Below are 18,442 nucleotides of genomic sequence, written 5' to 3' on the forward strand. Positions count from 1 at the left end.
GGCAATCAGAGTGCAAAAGTAATTGAAAACAGGGTCAGTGGCTTCAGGATCTACCTAATTCACGATAAGTGAAGGATTCAGAAACAAAATTTCTGTTTACCTTAGCTGTTTGATTTAATCCTGAAAAAAACATCGATGAAAACATTGATCCTCCCGTTGTTACTCACAGCAATCCTGTTCTGCAAAACATTGCCGCTGCAAGCTTTTCCCGGTGAAGTGATCCGCTCACTGGCAACTCCCGGAGAATATCCGACCGGGCTGACCTTTGATGATCGGCACCTCTGGGTGGCTGACAGGTACCTTGATCGGCTTTTTTGCCTGGACCCTGCCACCGGTGAGGTGACCGGGTCGATCCCATCTCCCGGTTACTGGCCGGTTGGGTTGGCGTGGGATGGAGCCTGTTTATGGAACGTGGATCTGCAGGGAGGCCTACCGGTATCAGAAAACTACGAAGCCAGAGTGTATAAGATTGATCCGGTCACAGGAAACATTCTTCATACGGTTCAGTCGCCTGCCGGGATCACGGGCGGGCTGACGTGGGACGGAGCCTACCTTTGGTGTACCGACAGCGGTGCCGAAGAGATCATTCAGTTCAGCCCGGAAGACGGGACCACCATCCGGGCATTCCCTTCCCCTGCGGCCGATCCGCGTGGAATCACCTGGGACGGGATGTATCTATGGGTTTCCGACAGGATCACCAACGAGATCTATATGATGGACCCGGTCACCGGCTCAGTCCTGCTGATCACCGATGCACCGGGTGCATTTGCCATGGATATGTGTCACGATGGCATTTCCCTCTGGGTGGTTGATGATCAGGATAATAAGATCTATGAGCTGAAGGCACGGGACGAAGAAAAATTCATCCGTTACAATGAGCGTCATTCCCGGGTCACGTACCGCCACTTCACGACCAATTTCGGTCCTGGCCGCATCCTGACATCCGATGTTCACCTGGCAGTTCCGGAAAACAGGGATAACCAGGATATCATCGGGGAAATCCAATACTCACCCGAACCCGGAGGATATGTCACTGACCGTTGGGGTCAGCGCACAGCGCTGTTCCACATGGAGAACATTCACGCCGGTGAACGTATCGAGGTCAAAATGGTGACGGAAGTCAAAACCTATGCGGTCCGATACTTTATTTTTCCTGAACACGTTGGTGGCATAACCGACATTCCAGCTGACATCGCAGAAAAATACCTGGAAGACAACGAGAAATATCAGATCCATCATCCGGTGATCCAGCAGGCGCTGAAGGAGGCGGTGATTGTGCCGGGCAATGTTTACTGGACCGTACGCCAGATCTATCATTACATACATGCGCACATGTATTACGAGATGACCGGCGGGTGGAACACAGCGCCGACTGTTCTGAGCCGGGGCAACGGTTCCTGCTCTGAGTACACGTTTGTGTTCATTTCCATGTGCCGTGCTGCTGGTATTCCGGCGCGTTACGTCGGATCGGTGGTCGTGCGCGGTGATGACACCTGCATGGACGATGTTTTTCATCGCTGGGTAGAAGTTTACCTGCCCGGATATGGTTGGATCCCCGTTGATCCTTCCGGCGGTGACAGTGATTCGCCTCGAAACCAGGCACTTGGAATAGGAAACCTATCGAACCGGTTCCTGATCACCACTCAAAGCGGAGGCGGCTCTGAAACCATGGAATGGACCTATAACTCGAACGAGTTCCGTACAACCGAACCAAAAACGCACGTAGCGACTGAACATTTCGGGGATTGGGAAAAGATGAAATAGTTACAAGCTGCAAGCCCCAAGCTCCCAGCTTGTAGCTCACAACAACACTAAACACATAACCGTATATGAAGCTATCCGTCGTCATTGTCAACTACAACGTGAAATACTTCCTTGAGCAGTGTCTGTTATCGGTCAGAAAAGCCATCTCAGATATTGAGGCAGAAGTGTTTGTTGTTGACAATAACTCGGTGGACAGTTCAGTTCAAATGGTCAGGGAGAAATTTCCGGAGGTCATCCTGATTGAAAACGACGAGAACAAGGGATTTGCCAGGGCCAACAACCAAGCCATCAGCCGGTCACAGGGAAACTATGTTCTTTTGCTCAATCCCGACACGGTTGTGGAGGATGACACCTTCTCAAAGATCATCGCTTTTATGGATGAGCATCGCGAGGCAGGCGGGCTGGGAGTGAAGATGGTGGACGGGAAGGGCAAATTCCTGCCCGAATCCAAAAGAGGGCTTCCCACACCTTCCGTTGCCTTTTACAAGATCTTTGGCCTTTCGCGCCTTTTTCCCAAATCCCGCCGTTTCGGGCAGTATCACCTGAGTTACCTTGACAAGGAGCAGGTCCATCAGGTAGACATATTATCCGGAGCCTGCATGCTTCTCCGAAGGGAGGTTCTGGACCGGATCGGGCTGCTGGATGAGACATTTTTCATGTACGGCGAGGACATCGACCTGTCGTACAGGATTACGAAGGCCGGGTACAGGAACTACTATTATCCCAAAGCCCGTATCATACATTATAAAGGGGAAAGCACAAAAAAAAGCAGTGTAAATTACGTGCGGGTATTCTACCATGCCATGGTCATTTTTGCCAAAAAACATTTCTCACCCCAGAATGCAAGTCTGTTCTCATTTTTAATTAACCTGGCCGTCTATTTCAGAGCATTCCTTGCCGTTCTTTCCAGGTTCCTGAAAGCCATTTTCCTTCCGGTTGTGGATGCTGGACTCATCTATCTTGGCATCTATGTCATTAAAACTTACTGGGAGGAAAACATTATCTACCTGGATGGAGGCCACTATCCCATCGAGCTGGTGGCTGTTGCCATACCGGCTTATGTTCTGATATGGCTCGTGGCTGTTTACCTTAGCGGCGGATACGACCGGCCCATTCGCCTTAACCGTATTTACCGGGGAATATTCTTCGGAACGATCACCATCCTGGTCCTGTACGGTCTGCTGCCTGAAACCTACAGGTATTCCCGTGCACTGATCCTTCTCGGGGCGCTCTGGGCCATGATCATCATGACGCTGACAAGGTACCTGCTTCATCTGTCCGGGGCAAAAAACTCCCAGATCAAGCAATACACCGGCCGGCGCTATGTCATCATTGGCGAAAAAGATGAAGCAAACCGCGTTGCTGACCTTCTGAGGAGAGCCACCCCTGATCCCGGATTCATCGGACTGGTCAACGTGAAAAAAGAGATCAATGCCGAACAGGGATTCATTGGTAACATCCACCAGATCAACGACATCATTTCAATTTACAAGATCGAAGAGGTCATCTTCTGTGCCAAGGACATTTCCGCACAGGAGATCATTGATAAAATGACAGAGCTACACAACGCCCAGGTGGAATATAAAATTGCCCCACCCGAATCCCTGGCCATCATAGGCAGCAACTCCATCAGTACTTCCGGAGATCCCTATATCATTGACATAAATTCGCTGGATAAACCCGGGAACAGGAGGAGCAAACGTGTAATTGACCTGCTGGCCAGCCTCCTGCTGCTGGCCAGTCTGCCGGTCAGCATCTTCCTTGTCAGGAATCCTCTTCTCTTCATCAGAAACTGTTTTCTGGTCTTATTGGGCAAATGCACCTGGGTTGGTTATTCAACCGACAAAAACGCAGTTACGATCCATCTGCCCCACCTGAAGCGAGGAATCCTCAATCCGACAGACATCTTCAAGAATCCATCCTTTGACACACAGACGATCAACCGCCTGAACCTGCTCTACGCACGGAATTTTTCCCTGGCCAATGAATTTACGATCCTTTACAGAGGATACAGGAACCTCGGCAGACGTTGAGTCAGGGTTCCGCCTGAACAATATTAAGATGTAATTTGTTTACCGGATTGATTACTTTTGCATTTCATCATCTGTTCTGCATTTAAAACAAGATACTATGGCCAGGTTTGAGTTGGTGATGCCAAAAATGGGAGAAAGCATCATTGAAGCGACGATCATCCGGTGGGTAAAAAATGTTGGAGATACGATTGAAGAAGAAGATGTCATCGTAGAGATTGCCACCGACAAGGTCGACTCGGAGATCCCTTCACCGGTTGACGGCAAACTGTCGGAGGTTCTCTACAAGGAAGGCGACGTGGTGCCTGTGGGACAAGTCATTGCCGTTATCAGCATGGATGAAGAATCTGAAATAGCCGGCCAGGCTGTCAGCGAGTCCGGGGTGCCTCAGCAGGAAGCACCCGTTGAACCCGCTGCAGAAATCATAAAGCCGGCGGAAGAAAAATCCTCCTTTACCAGGTTCTATTCGCCGCTGGTCAGAAGCATTTCCCGACAGGAGAACATTCCGGCTGAAGAACTGGAAAAGATACCCGGTTCGGGGAAAGATGGCCGGCTTACACGGGATGATCTCCTCAGGTACATCTCCAGACGATCACTTCCAGCTGCAAAAGAGACCCCCGTCACCGCCATCCTGCCAAAACCGATCGTTTCGGAAGGACCAAAAGTGCTGGCAAGTCCGGGTGACGAACTGGTGGAAATGGACAGGATGCGGCGCCTGATCGCCGACCACATGGTCATGTCGAAAAAGACTTCCCCGCATGTCACCTCGTTCATTGAGGTTGACATGTCCCGCGTGGTCAGGTGGCGGGATAAGGTGAAAGACGAATTTTTACGCAGGGAAAAAGAAAAGCTGACTTACATGCCCATCATTGTCGAAGCTGCTGCCCGGGCGCTGAAGGATTTTCCGGGGGTCAACGCATCGGTGGACGGGTATACCATCATCCTTAAAAAAAATATCAACATTGGAATGGCAACGGCTCTTCCAAACGGGAACCTGATCGTGCCGGTCATCAAAAATGCTGATCAGAAGAACCTGCTGGGACTGGCCAAGACGGTCAATGACCTGGCAAACAGGGCACGGAACAACAAACTCGACCCGGATGACATTCAGGGAGGCACCTTTACGATCACCAACCTTGGCACATTTGCAAGCCTGACCGGCGCCCCGGTCATCAACCAGCCCCAGGTGGCCATACTCGGGATCGGGGTCATCAAAAAAAAGCCGGTGGTGATTGAAACCGAAGAGGGAGACATGATCGGGATCCGAAGCATCTGTATCCTGTCGCTCGCATATGATCACCGCGCCGTGGATGGCGCCCTGGGAGGCATGTACCTCCAGCGCGTGGCTGAATACCTCGAAAATTACGATATGAACCGGACTGTCTGATACATGCATCATGGAACTGAAACTGACACGGCCCATTGCTTTTTTCGACCTGGAAACGACAGGGACAGATATTGCCGCGGACAGGATTGTCGAGATCAGCATCATTAAACTGTCACCCGATGGCTCCGAAAAGATCCGGACCCACCTGGTCAACCCGACGATTCCCATCCCGGAATCATCCTCGCGGATTCACAACATAACAGATGAGATGGTCAGCGACAAGCCCACCTTTGCCGAGCTGGCAGGGGATCTCGCTGCCTTTATTGCTGGCTGTGACCTGGGCGGCTATAACATCATCAAATTTGACATACCGCTCCTGGCCGAAGAATTTCTCAGGGCCGATGTGGATTTCGACCTGAAGAACCGGCGCATCATCGACGTCCAGAACATTTTTCATAAAATGGAACCCCGTACACTGCGGGCAGCTTATAAATTTTACTGCTCAAAGGAACATTCCGGGGCCCACAGCGCTGAAGCCGACACCCTGGTTTCGCTGGAAGTGCTTAAAGCACAACTGGATCTCTACCAGGATGCACCCTACATCGACATGAACGGGAATAAATCGTTCCCCATCATCAACGATGTGGAAGCCCTGAGCAGATTCTCCTTTTATACCCGTTATGCCGACCTGGCAGGGCAAATCATTTTCAATGAGCAGGGAAAGGAAATCTTCAACTTCGGAAAATACAAAGGCAAAACTGTTGAAGAAGTTTTTCAGGTTGAACCTCAGTATTACGACTGGATGATGAAGAGTGCTTTCCCGCTGTATACCAAGAAGATCATCACCGCCATCAAAATGAGGGAGTTCAATAAGGGAAACGCGCGGGGGGACTGATATCTGATGAACGATGAACCGATATGGGATTTATGATTTAGAATGTAAGTAATCAGGGATTTTCGATAGATTACACTCAACTGCCCACTTTAATAAGATAATCATCCGTGAAGATCATTTGCATTGGGAGGAATTACCGTGAGCATGCCAGGGAGCTGAACAATCCGGTGCCGGAGAATCCTGTCTTTTTCCTCAAACCCGAAACTGCGCTGCTCCGGCGCAACAGGCCTTTTCATTATCCTGATTTCAGTCAGGATATTCACTATGAGACCGAGATCGTGGTGAGAATAGGCAAAGCCGGAAAAAACATTGACCTGAAGGATGCACACAACTATTTTGACGGAGTGGGGATCGGACTGGATCTTACCGCACGCGACATACAGCAAAAGGCAAAAGAGAAAGGCCTTCCGTGGACACAGGCAAAAGGGTTTGACGGTGCTGCCCCCCTGAGCCGCTTTTTGCCTAAAAATGAATTCCCCGAGCTGAATGACATCCGTTTTCACCTGAATAAGAACGGTGAAACCGTGCAGAAAGGAAACACAGCAGAAATGATCTTTCCTTTTTGTGAGCTGATCTCCCATATTTCCAGATTCATCACGCTGAAACCCGGAGATCTTATCTTTACAGGAACTCCTGCCGGTGTCGGGGCCATCCGGAAAGGCGATTGCCTGGAAGCTTATCTTGAGAATAAACGGATGCTTCGGTGTGTGGTGAAGTAAACCAAGGGTGCAGATGTCCTGTCAGATCAAAGCAATACGATCTCTTCGATCACATCTCCTCCTGCCTTCTGATTGAGGAGTTCCACCAGCTTCTGCCGGTTGTAAAAAAGTTCATTCTTAATGGCAGGTGAATCCATCCTGACAAAAAGTTTCTTTTTGCTGATGTACAGATTCCGGGTGTGCCTGGTGATCATTTTTCCTGTTACCGTGCCCCATGCTTCGATGACACGCATCTCAGCCAGTTTTCCTTCCAAATGGTACCTCTTGAGCATTTCTTCCAGTGCCTGCCTGAGTGTCTGTTCATTCGAGCGTTTCATAACTGCCTGTTTTATCATCCCGCCAGCCGGCTGATCGTGCCATTATCTACCCGAAAGATCCTGTGCTCAATGCGAAGATGGTCCATGATGTTCATGATCCGGTCCTGCTGGGTATCTGTAATGAAAACCTGGCCAAAACTATTCTCACTGACCAGCCGGACGATCTGCTCCACCCTGGTTTCGTCGAGCTTGTCAAAAATATCATCCAGCAACAGAATGGGCTTGAATCCTTTGATGTCCCTGGTATAATCAAACTGTGCCAGCTTAATGGCCACAACGAAGGATTTCTGCTGACCCTGCGACCCGAATTTCTTGAGTGGATGATCCCCAATGGTAAAATTCAGATCATCCTTGTGGACGCCGGCTGTCGTAAAGCGGGCCGCCAGATCCTTGTCACGGCTGGCTCTCAGAAGTTCCCTGGAATCACGGCCGTGAAGCTGAGAATCATATCCAATATCCACCTTCTCATTGCCACGGCTGATGAACTCAAAATAGTGACGGAAAATGGGAATGAAATGATCAATGAACTCTTTTCTGCGTATATAGATCCGTCGGCCCAGGTTGATCAGCTGCTCATCCCATATTTCAAGTGACTTCCCGTCAAAATACCGTTGTTCGGCAAAAGTCTTCAAAAGCGTATTTCGCTGCAGCAATGCTTTGTTGTACTGTATCAGATCATCCAGGTAAACACGGTCAAACTGCGATATGACGCTATCGGTGTATTTTCGCCTGATCTCGCTCCCGTCGTTGATGAGATCCCGGTCATAAGGCGAAACCATGACAAGGGGAAAAAGGCCGATGTGATCCGCCAGCCGGCCATAGGTTTTCTTATTCATCCTGAACACTTTCTTCTGATCGCGTTCCTGGATGCAGCTCACCAGGTCCTGTTGGTTACCATTTTTAAAATAGGTACCGTGAAGGGTGAATAAAAGGGCATTGTGCCGGATATTCTGTTGATCGATCGGATTGAAATAGCTTTTGCAAAACGATAAATAATGGATCGCATCCAGTAGGTTTGTTTTCCCGGCTCCGTTGCGCCCTACGAAGCAATTGATCTTGTCGCAAAATTCAAGCTCAGCTTCGCTATAATTCTTGAAGTCAGTGATATATACTTTTTGCAGGAACATAGGTCAATCCTGCTGCGAAGATACGATTTCGGTGAGTTTTGCAGCAACACTTTGCAACAACCACAGGGGAGTTGAGGTAGCACCCGTAATGCCGACCGATCTGGCCTCTGTAAACCATTCCGCCTGAATTTCGTCTGGCCCGGTGATGAAAAAGATGGATGGGTTATCATTCTGGCAGATGCTGAAAAGATAGTTGCCATTGGAGCTCTTCGGATCGCTGACGAAAAGGATGACATCGTGATCCCTGCAAAATGTGCCCAAAGATTTCTCCCTTTGCTTGACCTGTTTGCACATCGTATCATAGATCATCAATACTCCCCGTTCCTGTTCAGGGATTCCCTGAGATAGCCGCACCACTTTCCTCATGAGCGAATCAAACCGATGCTGATTGAATGTAGTCTGAACGTAGATCAGTACAGGCTTTCTGAAGTCAATTTGCTGCAGGTCAGATTCCAGGGATATGATCAGCGCGGTTCCTCTGACTTGTCCGTTCAGCCCCACGATTTCAGGATGATCCTGTTTGCCAAAGATCACCACCTGTGCGCCTTCATTAAGCATCCGGGCGTAATTTTCCCGGATCTGTTTCTGAAGGTTGGAAACCACGTGGCAGGTGGTGTCGATGAGGGTAATGTTATTTTCGCTTGCAATCCGGTACGTTTCGGGTGGTTCGCCGTGAGCACGGATGAGAACACGTGCATTTTTCAACTGCCGGAACGTGTCGTAGCCGATCGTCTGAAGACCCCTGTTACGAAGCAGGTTCAATGCCTGCTCGTTATGGATGATTTCTCCAAGACAATAAAGTTGTTTTCCTTTATCAAGTTCTTGCTGGGCAATACGAACGGATCGTTCTACTCCCGTACAAAAGCCCGCATTCTGATCGATGGTGATCTGCATGACAAAGGAATGGGTTACTTGTTGTTCTTATGAAATCCGGAAAGGTTGGTCGTAAGTGTGAAAAAATTCGGGGAGCCTGTCAGGTGATAGGCAGAACGTGCATAACTGAATTCGAAGTTTGAAATTTTCAGTCCAATGCCCCATGAGATTCCCACCGTTGCGGGCTTTTCGTACACTTTCAGTTCCTGGCGGCGCTGGTAATTGTATCCAAGCCGCAGGCTTAAAAACTTTGCTGGCATGATCTCCCCTCCCACGACAATATGGCGGATAAGCTTGTCGGCAAAATCAGCAATTCCTTTCTGGTCCTTCACCTCCCCCGTCAAAGGATCAATGATTCCCGGGTCGTTTGGATCCAGATAGGTGAGATCCCATTTTTCGATGTGATTATAGTTGATGAAATAACGAAAGGGAAGATGCTTCAGCCGTTTCGACATTCCCACGTTGATCTCGAAGGGAAGGGGTTCGGGATGTCCCGAATAATAGGATTGTACCTGCGTTCCTATGTTCCTGAAAATGAGCGACACGACAAAGTTACGACCCGGCGGAGCATAGGTTCCGGCCACATCCACTGCAATTCCAAAGGAATTATAAGTCTCCAGTGAAGAATAGATCCCTTTAAGTGTTGCACCGATGGAAAAAGCAGAATCAAGTGATCGTCCCCATCCAAGGTTAAATGCATATTCAGAAGCCCCAAAGGTACCGGCAGTCTGGCCTGTCGCATCAGCGTAAGTAAACGTTCCGTAGTCAATGAATTGGATTGCTCCCACGAAGCTCCCGACCTTGTTGAAGGAACGGGAATACATCGCAAAGCCATAGTTGATGTCGGAGAAATAATCGACAAAGCTGAGGGAAAGAAAATTATTCATTTCCCGGGTGATCAGCGAAGGATTATTAAGCGTCAGCGTGATATCATGATCTTTCGCCACAAGGTACTTATCCCCAATGGAGGCTATGCGGGCCGAGTTGGTCAGGTTCAGAAACTCATACGTATTATCGCCCCCGGTCTGAGCATCAATCTTTGAGAATGAAGAGCTCGCAACGATGAAGATCAAGCAAACAATGAGACGATACTTTTTCACAGGCTACAGTTTAATTTTAACTCACCTTTCTGTTTTTTGAAGGCTATGACATTAAACGTAAATCCCTGAGCGAATATTTTACCGGCAACCATTTTCGGCCGTACGTTCATTTTTGCTCCTTTCTGATGAGGTTCAGGGCGCTTCCTGCTTTGAACCATTCGATTTGCATCCTGTTGCAGGAATGGTTTGCATTGAACTCCTCCACGGTACCGTCAGAATGATTCAGGCGGATGAGCAGCGGTCTGCCCGGAGTGAATCCCTCTAATCCAATCACTGCGATAATGTCGTCTTCACGGATCTTGTCGTAGTCATTCTTATCTGCGAAGGTCAAGGCGAGCATTCCCTGTTTCTTCAGGTTGGTTTCGTGGATCCTTGCAAAGGATTTCACCAGCACGGCCCGCACGTTCAGATGACGGGGTTCCATCGCAGCATGTTCGCGTGAAGAACCCTCGCCATAATTCTCATCTCCGACGATTATGGATTCAACCCGATGTGCCTTGTAATACCTTGCCACCAGGCTCACCTTGTCGTAGCTTTCTGTTAGCTGGTTCTTGACAAGATTGGTTTGTCCGTTGAAATAATTCAGCGCACCCATCATCAGGTTACCGGAAATATTGTCAAGGTGCCCGCGGTACCTTAACCAGGGACCTGCCATGGATATATGATCGGTGGTACATTTACCTTTAACCTTGATGAGCAGCCGAAGGCCGGTGAGATCGCCGCCGTGCCAGGGCTTGAAGGGCGCCAGGACCTGCAGGCGTTCAGAGTCGGGTTTGATGATCACTTCAGCATCAGCATCTCCGGAAGAAGGGGAAACATAACCTGCATCCTTTACGTCGAAACCAGAAGGAGGAAGCTCAATACCTTCAGGTTCATCCAGTTGCACCGGTACACCTTTATCGTTGATCAACGAATCGGTCAGCGGATTGAATGTGAGTGTGCCTGCAATGCTCAGCGCGGTCACGATTTCGGGTGAAGCAACGAAACTGTGGGTATTTGGATTCCCGTCGTTGCGTTTGGCAAAATTCCGGTTGAACGAATTTATGATCGTATTGATCCGGTCCGGCTCTTCACCGGGGCGTTTCCATTGCCCGATACAGGGTCCGCAGGCATTCGAAAGAACCACTCCGCCAATGCTTTCGAAAATTTTCAGAAGGCCGTCCCTTTCAGCCGTGAAACGGATCTGCTCCGATCCAGGAGTGACCGTGAATTCGGATTGTACCTTCAAACCCTTTTCTTTTGCCTGTTTTGCGACAGAAGCTGCCCTGGTAAGATCCTCATAGGATGAATTGGTGCAGGAACCGATCAGCCCGACATCGATCTTCAGGGGATATCCTTTTTCGACGGCCACTTTCCCGAATTCAGAAATCGGGTAAGCGGCATCCGGCGTAAAGGGACCGTTGATATGGGGTTCCAGTTTGGAGAGGTCGATCTCGATGAGCTCATCATAAAATGCAACCGGATTCTCATAAACCTCTGCGTCGGAGCGCAGATGCTGCCTGACAGGATCAGCAAGGTCAGCTATGGCTTCCCTGCCCGTCATCCTAAGGTAGGAAGCCATTTTATCATCGTAACCAAACAAGGAAGTCGTCGCACCGATCTCAGCACCCATGTTGCAGATGGTACCTTTTCCTGTAGCCGAAAGGCTATCGGCTCCCTCACCAAAATATTCAAGGATGCACCCGGTCCCGCCTTTGACGGTCAGAATGCCTGCAACCTTCAGAATGACATCTTTCGGGGATGTCCAGCCGCCAAGACGGCCCGTAAGTTTCACACCGATGAGCCGTGGCATTTTGAGTTCCCATGCCATTCCCGCCATCACATCCACCGCATCGGCACCTCCCACGCCAATGGCGATCATGCCGAGGCCTCCTGCATTCACCGTATGGGAATCTGTCCCGATCATCATTCCCCCTGGAAAAGCATAGTTCTCCAGGACTACCTGATGAATGATCCCGGCACCGGGTTTCCAGTAGCCAATGCCGTACTTCGCTGAAACCGACTGCAGGAAATCATACACTTCTTTATTCTGTTGCAGGGCGACATCCAGGTCTGCCTGCGCCCCGGTGTGTGCCTGTATCAAATGGTCGCAATGGACCGTAGCCGGCACTGCCGTCTTTTTCCTTCCGGCATTCATAAACTGCAACAGGGCCATCTGGGCCGTCGCATCCTGCATGGCTACACGGTCAGGGGCAAAATTGACATAATCCATCCCCCTCGTATGAGGCTGCACGGGATATTCATCGAACAGATGGCTGTACAGAATTTTTTCGGTAATGGTCAACGGCCGGTTGAAGATCCGTCTGACCATCTTAACCTTACCAGGAAGGTCGTGGTAAATCCCGGAAACCAGTTCAAGATCAAATAACATAGTGATTTGTGATGGTTTTATGATATGACACCGTCGTACAAATGAACAGTCATGCTGCACATTTGTTCACTGATCGTTCGCAGATCGTTGCTTAGAACCTGATCTTCCGAAGGTCTTCTTTCAATCGCTCCAGGTCGGTCAGCCAATCCTCGATATCCTGCTCGTGTTCAATCTCTTCCGCAAGTATGGTGGTTGCCAGCTGGTGTGTTGAATGATCCTTTCCGGCTGTGTAGTCGGCAATCTCCTGATATCTTTTTATGGCGCATCGTTCGCCTGTCAGGTTCTGGTTTAAGATCTCCTCGACATAGGGATCGGTAGGTGTTTCGTAAGCGCACCGGCTCAGTTTTGTCCATTGGTCAGGATTGAGCACCGGGGTACCGCCCAGTTGTGTGATGCGTTCAACGACCATCACCGCGTGGTTCAATTCCTGATCGGCATGAAGGAGCAATTCAGGCTCAACTTCACTTCTCATCGGCCCTTCCATGACGCGGGCACCAATCCAGTATTGATAATAAGCCAGCCACTCCTCGCTCAGGGCAGCGTTCAGCATCTCCAGTAACTTTTCGACATCCAGATTCAGGATCTCAATTCCATGTTTTCCCATAGTGATAAATTATTTTGTGTTTATGATTCGTGTGGCAAAGTTACGAATTATCGGACTTTCTCAGAGAATTATCGTAACGAATGCCGGTAAATGATCCGAGTACCCCCCATGGTAGTCGTTACCCGAATAGGTCTTGTTCGGCATTTTTTCGCGGTATTTTGGATGGGTGAACAACAGCCAGCTGGCGTCAAAGATCCGGAAGCTGCCGGCCGGGATATGGATTCCGGAATCAGGATTCACGAAAGAACGGCTCACGATGATCTGGTCGAAGAGGAGCCACCGGCCCCGGTGGTTGATGGTTCCCAGGCGTTTGCGAAACAACGGATAGGCCAGATTGAAGAGGTTGCCGGATTTATTGGCGGGGCCTGCCAGAAGGACCTTTTTCAGGCTGTAACTTTCAGGAGGATCATTGAAATCACCCATCAGAAGGATCCTGGCATCGGGTTCTTCGAAAAAAATGCCGTTAATGAACTGCCTGACGGTTTTGGCAGCATGAACGCGCCTGGGTTCCGATGCCATCACCCCTTCCCTCCTGGATGGCCAGTGATTCACGAACAAATGAACCGCATGCTGCCCTGAAAACATCCCCCTGACGTAGAGAACATCCCTTGTTTTGTCGTCCCTATCAAATGGAAAATGCAAGGAAATAGGCTGTGAGAAAACAGGAGTAAAATAATCTTTTCTGTAAAGAAGGGCTACATCCATGCCCCGCTCATCGCCGGAGTCATAATGGACGAAACCATAATTACCTGGCTTAAGCCATTTTGCATTGATCAGATCGTTAAGGACTGTGTCATTTTCAATCTCGGTCAGACCAGCGATCACGGGAAGGTCGCCACCGGCTGAACCGATCACCTTGGCGATATGGTTGATCTTTGTGGCATAACGTGATCTGTCCCACTTTTTTGCTGAGAAAGGAAGGTATTCATTGTCGAATGTTTCCGGATCATCCTTTGTATCAAACAGATTCTCGACATTGTAAAAAAGAATGTGTTTACCGCTGGTGTTGGAATTCTCTTGCATCATCCTTTTGACCAGGCTGGACAACAATCCAGAACGGCCTATTTATTTACCTTCTCAGTTTAATACCCAGTGTTCCCAGTATTCCCCTGGTCAGTTCTCTCATTACCGTTCTTCCCAGCTGACGCACCATGGTATTCTTGCTGAGTTTTTCAACGACCGAGGGCGACTCTTTTTGCTTTTTCAGGCTTTTTCTTGCCTTCTCAACCTCAGCTTCCTTTGCTTTCCGGTACTCCTCTTCTGATGCCCTTTCGAGCTTTTGGGTAATGATCTCATAGGCGCTCTGGCGGTCCAGCGGCTGGTTATATTTTCTGACCAGCTGGGAGTCACTCACCAGTGCATCAATTTCATTTTGCCGGAGGACATCCATGCGTGTCAGAGGTGCACGGAGAAGCGTCGCCGTAAGGGGTGTCGGCACACCTTTTTCGTTCAGCACGGTGACCAGCGCCTCCCCTGTCCCCAGCGACGTCAGAAGATCCTCTGTCTCATAGTATTCTGAAATGGGGAAGTTCTGGGCCACTCGCTTGATCATCTGCCGGTCCTTGGCGGTGAAGGCTCTTAACGCATGCTGCACCTTCAGTCCAAGCTGCGCCAGAACAGAATCGGGAACATCATTGGGATCCTGCGTGCAAAAGTACACACCCACGCCCTTGGATCTGATCAGCTTGATAATGGCATCCAGCTGGTCGAGCAGTGCACTGGTGGCTTCCTTGAAGATCAGGTGAGCTTCATCGATGAACAGCACAAGCTTGGGCCGGTCAACATCCCCCAGCTCAGGGAACGTATTGTAGATCTCTGCCAGGAGGCAAAGCATGAATGTTGAAAAAAGCTTCGGCTTATCCTGGATGTCGGTCAGGCGGATGATGGATATGACACCCCGTCCGTCTTTATCCATAAGCAGCAGATCCTCCGGTTCAAAGCTGGGTTCTCCGAAAAAGCGGTCCGCTTCCTGTTCCTCAATCTCGATGATCTTCCGGATGATCGTGGAAACCGTTGTTCCGGAAACAGCTCCGTATTCCTTCTGAAGCTCTGCCTTGCCTTCATTGCTGACGAACTGGAGCATTTTCCGGAAATCTTTCAGATCGATAAGTGGCAGTTTATGATCATCGCAATACTTGAAGATCATGGAGATGACACTGGACTGGGTATCATTCAATCCCAGTATTTTGGAGAACAATACCGGACCGAATTCTGAAATGGTGGAACGCAGCCTGACGCCGTGCTCTCCTGAAATGGACATCAGCTCCACGGGCATGGGCAAGGGCTCGTAAGTCTCTCCTATCATCTTCTGCCGCCAGATCACGTGATCGTTAATCTGCCCGGGCTGAGCCAATCCACTCAGGTCGCCTTTGATATCCATCAACACGACCGGGATCCCTTTGAGTGAAAGCTGCTCTGCGATGACCTGAAGGGTTTTCGTCTTGCCGGTTCCCGTTGCTCCGGAAATCAATCCATGCCGGGTAATGGTCTTAAGTGGTATTTTTATCTGAGTTCCTTCAATGGGTTCACGGTTGAACATGGCCCCCCCCAGCACAAAGTAATCCTTTTTAAATGTGTAGCCTGCCTGGATGTCGCTGATGAATTTTTCTTTCTGTCCCATGATGACTAAGTTTAACGGAAATGCAGAGTTTGCTGAAGATGTTAACGAATATAATTTCTACAAAAGTAATAAATGTTGTTATTTTGTCAGAAATTTATGACCTGCATTCGCAAAATAGGCACTTTGCCTGAAGGTGAAGGGTAAATGGTGCGAAATTTGCTAAGTGGGTGCAATTATTCATTTAAAAAATTAAAATTATGATTGGTGCATATATTATCGGGGCCATTTTTGCCGTTGTGGGACTGATCGTCGGGCAGGTGCTTCAGGCAAAATTCAAAAAATATTCACGGATTCCATTGCGAAATGGGATGTCCGGAAAGGAAATCGCAGAGAAAATGCTGGCTGATAATGGCATTACCGATGTGAAGGTGACTTCGGTAAAAGGTCATTTATCGGATCATTACAATCCAACGAATAAGACCATTAACCTGAGCGAGCCGGTTTACAGTCAGCGCAGTGCTGCCGCAGCTGCGGTAGCGGCCCATGAGACCGGTCATGCACTTCAGCATGCGACCGCTTACCGTTGGCTGACCATGCGCTCCAAAATGGTGCCCGTGGTCAGTTTCAGCAGCCAGCTCGTTCAATGGGTGATTTTGGGGGGTATCATTCTGATCAATACCTTCCCCAGCCTTCTGCTGATAGGGATCCTGCTTTTTGCCGTGATAACGATGTTTTCAATCATCACCCTGCCTGTGGAGTACAATGCCAGCAAAAGAGCACTGGCCTGGATGCAAACCCGGAACGTAGTCTCCTCCCAGGAATACGACGGGGCAAAAGATTCTTTGAGATGGGCAGCACGTACGTACCTCGTGGCAGCCCTTGGCTCGATTGCTTCACTGCTGTACTACCTGATGATCTATATGGGAAGAAGAGACTGAATCCCGAATTTCGAAGAAATAGCTGCAGCTCATCGCCAAATAAGGCGATTCCGGTAAGTTGATCAATCAGCGCGAAGAATGGAATAGATACAGCTGTCGAGCAGGACGTTGTTCTTGATGACATACTTTTTCAGCACTGCTTCACAGGTAAATCCATTTTTTTCCAGCACTCTTCGCGAGGCAGTATTATGGGCATAGGGCTCGGCATAAATGCGTTCGATGTCAAAATGCTGAAAGATATAGGTTACAACCAGCCCGATCGCTTTTGTGGCAATGCCTTTTCCCCAGTACTTTTTGCCGACGAAATAACCGATCTCGGCATTTTTCCGGTAAACATTGTCCTTAGGGACAATCCCAATACTGCCGGCCAGCTGACCGTGGAACTCAATGGCAAAATAAAGGGTAGGATTACGCCGAAATTTCTTTGTAAGTCGAAGCCAGTTCTCGGCATCAATCACATGGTAAGGATGCGGGAATCCGTCACGCAAATTGCCGGCAGTCTCCTTGCAGTCAGCAATGGCTGCAAGCGAAGGTGCATCACAATCCCTCCAGGGTCTCAGTGTGATGGATCCGTCGGTGAGGCGTGCCATTATTTTCGCTGAGAATAAAGGGCGACGAAAAGAACATAGAGCAGGCAGAACAGCAGCAGGAACAAACTCGCCACAACGCCAATGCTGTCGCTGACCAATCCCATCAGGGGAGGGATCAGTGCACCGCCTGAAATGGCCATCACCATCAATCCTGAAATTTCATTGGCCCGCTCAGGCATCTTGTCGATGGTGATGGCAAAAATCAACGGGAACAGGTTCCCGGAACCCAGTCCGGTGATGAAGATCCCGATCCGTGCCACCAGGACCGATGGTGCGATGATCATCATCAGGATGCCGACCAATGCCAGGATGGCGGAGCCCAGCAGGAACTTTTTGGAAGGCAAAAAGTTCAGTCCGACCGCACCCAGGAACCTGCCGGCCATCAGGGCGAAAAAATACAGGCTGATGCCAAGGGAGGCCTGCTCCAGCGAAAGGCCAAACCGGCGGCTCAGGTAATTGGCAATGTTGGAGTTCATTCCAACATCCGCACCGACAATAAACAGGATGGCCAGGACCATCAGGAGGATGAACCTGCGGTTGAGCAGGCTGAAGCACGATTTGAACGTGGCCGGCGCCCGTTCCGGTTTCAGTTCCTGTATCCTGGTAAGATAGAGCCAGGCGACTGCAATGAAGGAGGTAATGGCGTACACCAGGAAAACGATCTTCCAGTTACCGAACCTGACAGCCACCGCTGTGGTTATGATTGGTCCCATCAATGAGCAGATCGCTTTGATGAATTGCGACAGGCTCATGAAGCTGGAGAATTTCTCCCGCGGGACGACATCCATCAAGAGCGGATTCGCTGAAACCTGTACGACCGTGTTTCCGATCCCCAGGAAGATGATGCCGATCAGCAGGGAAGCGAAGGAGTAGGTGATCAGGGGAACGACCATGCCGATCCCTGTCAGTACCATTCCGATGTTCAGCATGAATCTTTTTCCGAACTTATCCTGGAGAATGCCCGTGGGCGTTGAGAAAACCAGGAACCAGATGAAGGCCAGGCTGGGTATCAGTTGTGCCACACCGTCGCTCAGGTGAAAATCATTCTTGGCATAACCTGTGGCGACACCCACGATATCCACAAATCCCATCACGATGTACGCCAGCAGAACAGGAGGCAATTTTGCGTACTGGAGTTTTTTCATGCAGCGTGTTTTTTAGTCAGCAGCTATCTTGTGCCTTTGTGCCTTTGTGCCTTTGTGCCTTTGTGCCTTTGTGCCTTTGTGC

General features: G+C 49.6%; 16 protein-coding genes. 6 read left to right on the top strand and 10 right to left on the bottom strand.

Translation table 11 applies throughout. The features are described from left to right. Window positions 1–135: 135 nt before the first annotated feature. The 5 genes from PKI34_06965 (at window position 136) to PKI34_06985 (ending at window position 6,735) form a co-directional block, all read left to right on the top strand. A complete protein-coding gene (locus tag PKI34_06965; protein HNS17542.1) occupies window positions 136–1,764 on the top strand; it encodes a transglutaminase domain-containing protein in 1,629 nt (542 codons plus the stop codon). Between the two features lie 65 nt (window positions 1,765–1,829). Next, a complete protein-coding gene (locus PKI34_06970) occupies window positions 1,830–3,797 on the top strand; it encodes a glycosyltransferase (GenBank protein ID HNS17543.1) in 1,968 nt (655 codons plus the stop codon). 97 nt (window positions 3,798–3,894) lie between these two features. After that, window positions 3,895–5,181 (top strand): dihydrolipoamide acetyltransferase family protein, encoded by a 1,287-nt coding sequence (locus PKI34_06975; protein ID HNS17544.1) that lies wholly within the window; start codon window positions 3,895–3,897, stop codon window positions 5,179–5,181. Window positions 5,182–5,191: 10 nt separating this feature from the next. Then, window positions 5,192–6,016: a 3'-5' exonuclease gene (locus PKI34_06980; GenBank protein HNS17545.1), complete on the top strand. Its 825-nt coding sequence runs from the start codon at window positions 5,192–5,194 to the stop codon at window positions 6,014–6,016. Between the two features lie 107 nt (window positions 6,017–6,123). Then, window positions 6,124–6,735: a fumarylacetoacetate hydrolase family protein gene (locus tag PKI34_06985; GenBank protein ID HNS17546.1), complete on the top strand. Its 612-nt coding sequence runs from the start codon at window positions 6,124–6,126 to the stop codon at window positions 6,733–6,735. A gap of 26 nt (window positions 6,736–6,761) precedes the next feature. Here PKI34_06985 and PKI34_06990 read toward each other — a convergent pair whose 3' ends face one another. From PKI34_06990 to PKI34_07025, 8 genes are all read right to left on the bottom strand, one after another. Then, entirely contained in the window at window positions 6,762–7,052 is a 291-nt protein-coding gene (locus PKI34_06990; GenBank protein ID HNS17547.1) for a DUF721 domain-containing protein, read from the bottom strand. A gap of 14 nt (window positions 7,053–7,066) precedes the next feature. Then, window positions 7,067–8,179 carry a DNA replication/repair protein RecF gene (locus PKI34_06995; GenBank protein ID HNS17548.1) on the bottom strand — a complete coding sequence of 371 codons (1,113 nt, stop codon included), beginning with the start codon at window positions 8,177–8,179 and terminating at the stop codon, window positions 7,067–7,069. A 3-nt stretch (window positions 8,180–8,182) separates the two neighbouring features. After that, on the bottom strand, window positions 8,183–9,073 hold the full coding sequence (locus PKI34_07000) for a 4-hydroxy-3-methylbut-2-enyl diphosphate reductase (protein HNS17549.1): 891 nt from the start codon (window positions 9,071–9,073) through the stop codon (window positions 8,183–8,185). Between the two features lie 14 nt (window positions 9,074–9,087). Beyond that, complete coding sequence (gene porQ / locus PKI34_07005; GenBank protein ID HNS17550.1) at window positions 9,088–10,152, bottom strand: type IX secretion system protein PorQ; 1,065 nt, start codon at window positions 10,150–10,152, stop codon at window positions 9,088–9,090. Between the two features lie 106 nt (window positions 10,153–10,258). Then, on the bottom strand, window positions 10,259–12,523 hold the full coding sequence (locus tag PKI34_07010) for an aconitate hydratase (GenBank protein HNS17551.1): 2,265 nt from the start codon (window positions 12,521–12,523) through the stop codon (window positions 10,259–10,261). Between the two features lie 91 nt (window positions 12,524–12,614). Beyond that, window positions 12,615–13,127 (bottom strand): ferritin-like domain-containing protein, encoded by a 513-nt coding sequence (locus PKI34_07015; GenBank protein HNS17552.1) that lies wholly within the window; start codon window positions 13,125–13,127, stop codon window positions 12,615–12,617. A 60-nt stretch (window positions 13,128–13,187) separates the two neighbouring features. Further along, window positions 13,188–14,153 carry an endonuclease gene (locus PKI34_07020; GenBank protein HNS17553.1) on the bottom strand — a complete coding sequence of 322 codons (966 nt, stop codon included), beginning with the start codon at window positions 14,151–14,153 and terminating at the stop codon, window positions 13,188–13,190. Window positions 14,154–14,196: 43 nt separating this feature from the next. Beyond that, entirely contained in the window at window positions 14,197–15,747 is a 1,551-nt protein-coding gene (locus PKI34_07025) for a DUF853 family protein (protein ID HNS17554.1), read from the bottom strand. A 197-nt stretch (window positions 15,748–15,944) separates the two neighbouring features. Between PKI34_07025 and PKI34_07030 the strand changes: the two genes are divergently transcribed. Further along, window positions 15,945–16,625, top strand: a complete 681-nt coding sequence (locus PKI34_07030; GenBank protein ID HNS17555.1) for a zinc metallopeptidase — start codon at window positions 15,945–15,947, stop codon at window positions 16,623–16,625. Window positions 16,626–16,687: 62 nt separating this feature from the next. Here PKI34_07030 and PKI34_07035 read toward each other — a convergent pair whose 3' ends face one another. Both PKI34_07035 and PKI34_07040 read right to left on the bottom strand, forming a co-directional pair. After that, the gene (locus PKI34_07035; protein ID HNS17556.1) at window positions 16,688–17,215 is read right to left on the bottom strand and encodes a GNAT family protein; all 528 of its coding nucleotides are present in this window, start codon (window positions 17,213–17,215) and stop codon (window positions 16,688–16,690) included. Beyond that, window positions 17,215–18,360: an MFS transporter gene (locus PKI34_07040; GenBank protein HNS17557.1), complete on the bottom strand. Its 1,146-nt coding sequence runs from the start codon at window positions 18,358–18,360 to the stop codon at window positions 17,215–17,217. Before PKI34_07040 ends, PKI34_07035 begins: the two co-directional genes overlap by 1 nt. Window positions 18,361–18,442: the final 82 nt, after the last annotated feature.

This window comes from Bacteroidales bacterium (genome assembly GCA_035342335.1).
Taxonomy (GTDB): Bacteria; Bacteroidota; Bacteroidia; order Bacteroidales; family JAGONC01; genus JAGONC01.

What these genes read in the sequence shown, in the direction of transcription:
- PKI34_06965 (HNS17542.1), top strand. Translation starts at nt 136, where the DNA reads ATGAAAACATTGATCCTCCCGTTGTTACTCACAGCAATCCTGTTCTGC.
- PKI34_06970 (HNS17543.1), top strand. Translation starts at nt 1,830, where the DNA reads ATGAAGCTATCCGTCGTCATTGTCAACTACAACGTGAAATACTTCCTT.
- PKI34_06975 (HNS17544.1), top strand. Translation starts at nt 3,895, where the DNA reads ATGGCCAGGTTTGAGTTGGTGATGCCAAAAATGGGAGAAAGCATCATT.
- PKI34_06980 (HNS17545.1), top strand. Translation starts at nt 5,192, where the DNA reads ATGGAACTGAAACTGACACGGCCCATTGCTTTTTTCGACCTGGAAACG.
- PKI34_06990 (HNS17547.1), bottom strand. Translation starts at nt 7,052, where the DNA reads ATGAAACGCTCGAATGAACAGACACTCAGGCAGGCACTGGAAGAAATG.
- PKI34_06995 (HNS17548.1), bottom strand. Translation starts at nt 8,179, where the DNA reads ATGTTCCTGCAAAAAGTATATATCACTGACTTCAAGAATTATAGCGAA.
- PKI34_07000 (HNS17549.1), bottom strand. Translation starts at nt 9,073, where the DNA reads ATGCAGATCACCATCGATCAGAATGCGGGCTTTTGTACGGGAGTAGAA.
- PKI34_07010 (HNS17551.1), bottom strand. Translation starts at nt 12,523, where the DNA reads ATGTTATTTGATCTTGAACTGGTTTCCGGGATTTACCACGACCTTCCT.
- PKI34_07015 (HNS17552.1), bottom strand. Translation starts at nt 13,127, where the DNA reads ATGGGAAAACATGGAATTGAGATCCTGAATCTGGATGTCGAAAAGTTA.
- PKI34_07020 (HNS17553.1), bottom strand. Translation starts at nt 14,153, where the DNA reads ATGATGCAAGAGAATTCCAACACCAGCGGTAAACACATTCTTTTTTAC.
- PKI34_07025 (HNS17554.1), bottom strand. Translation starts at nt 15,747, where the DNA reads ATGGGACAGAAAGAAAAATTCATCAGCGACATCCAGGCAGGCTACACA.
- PKI34_07030 (HNS17555.1), top strand. Translation starts at nt 15,945, where the DNA reads ATGATTGGTGCATATATTATCGGGGCCATTTTTGCCGTTGTGGGACTG.
- PKI34_07035 (HNS17556.1), bottom strand. Translation starts at nt 17,215, where the DNA reads ATGGCACGCCTCACCGACGGATCCATCACACTGAGACCCTGGAGGGAT.
- PKI34_07040 (HNS17557.1), bottom strand. Translation starts at nt 18,360, where the DNA reads ATGAAAAAACTCCAGTACGCAAAATTGCCTCCTGTTCTGCTGGCGTAC.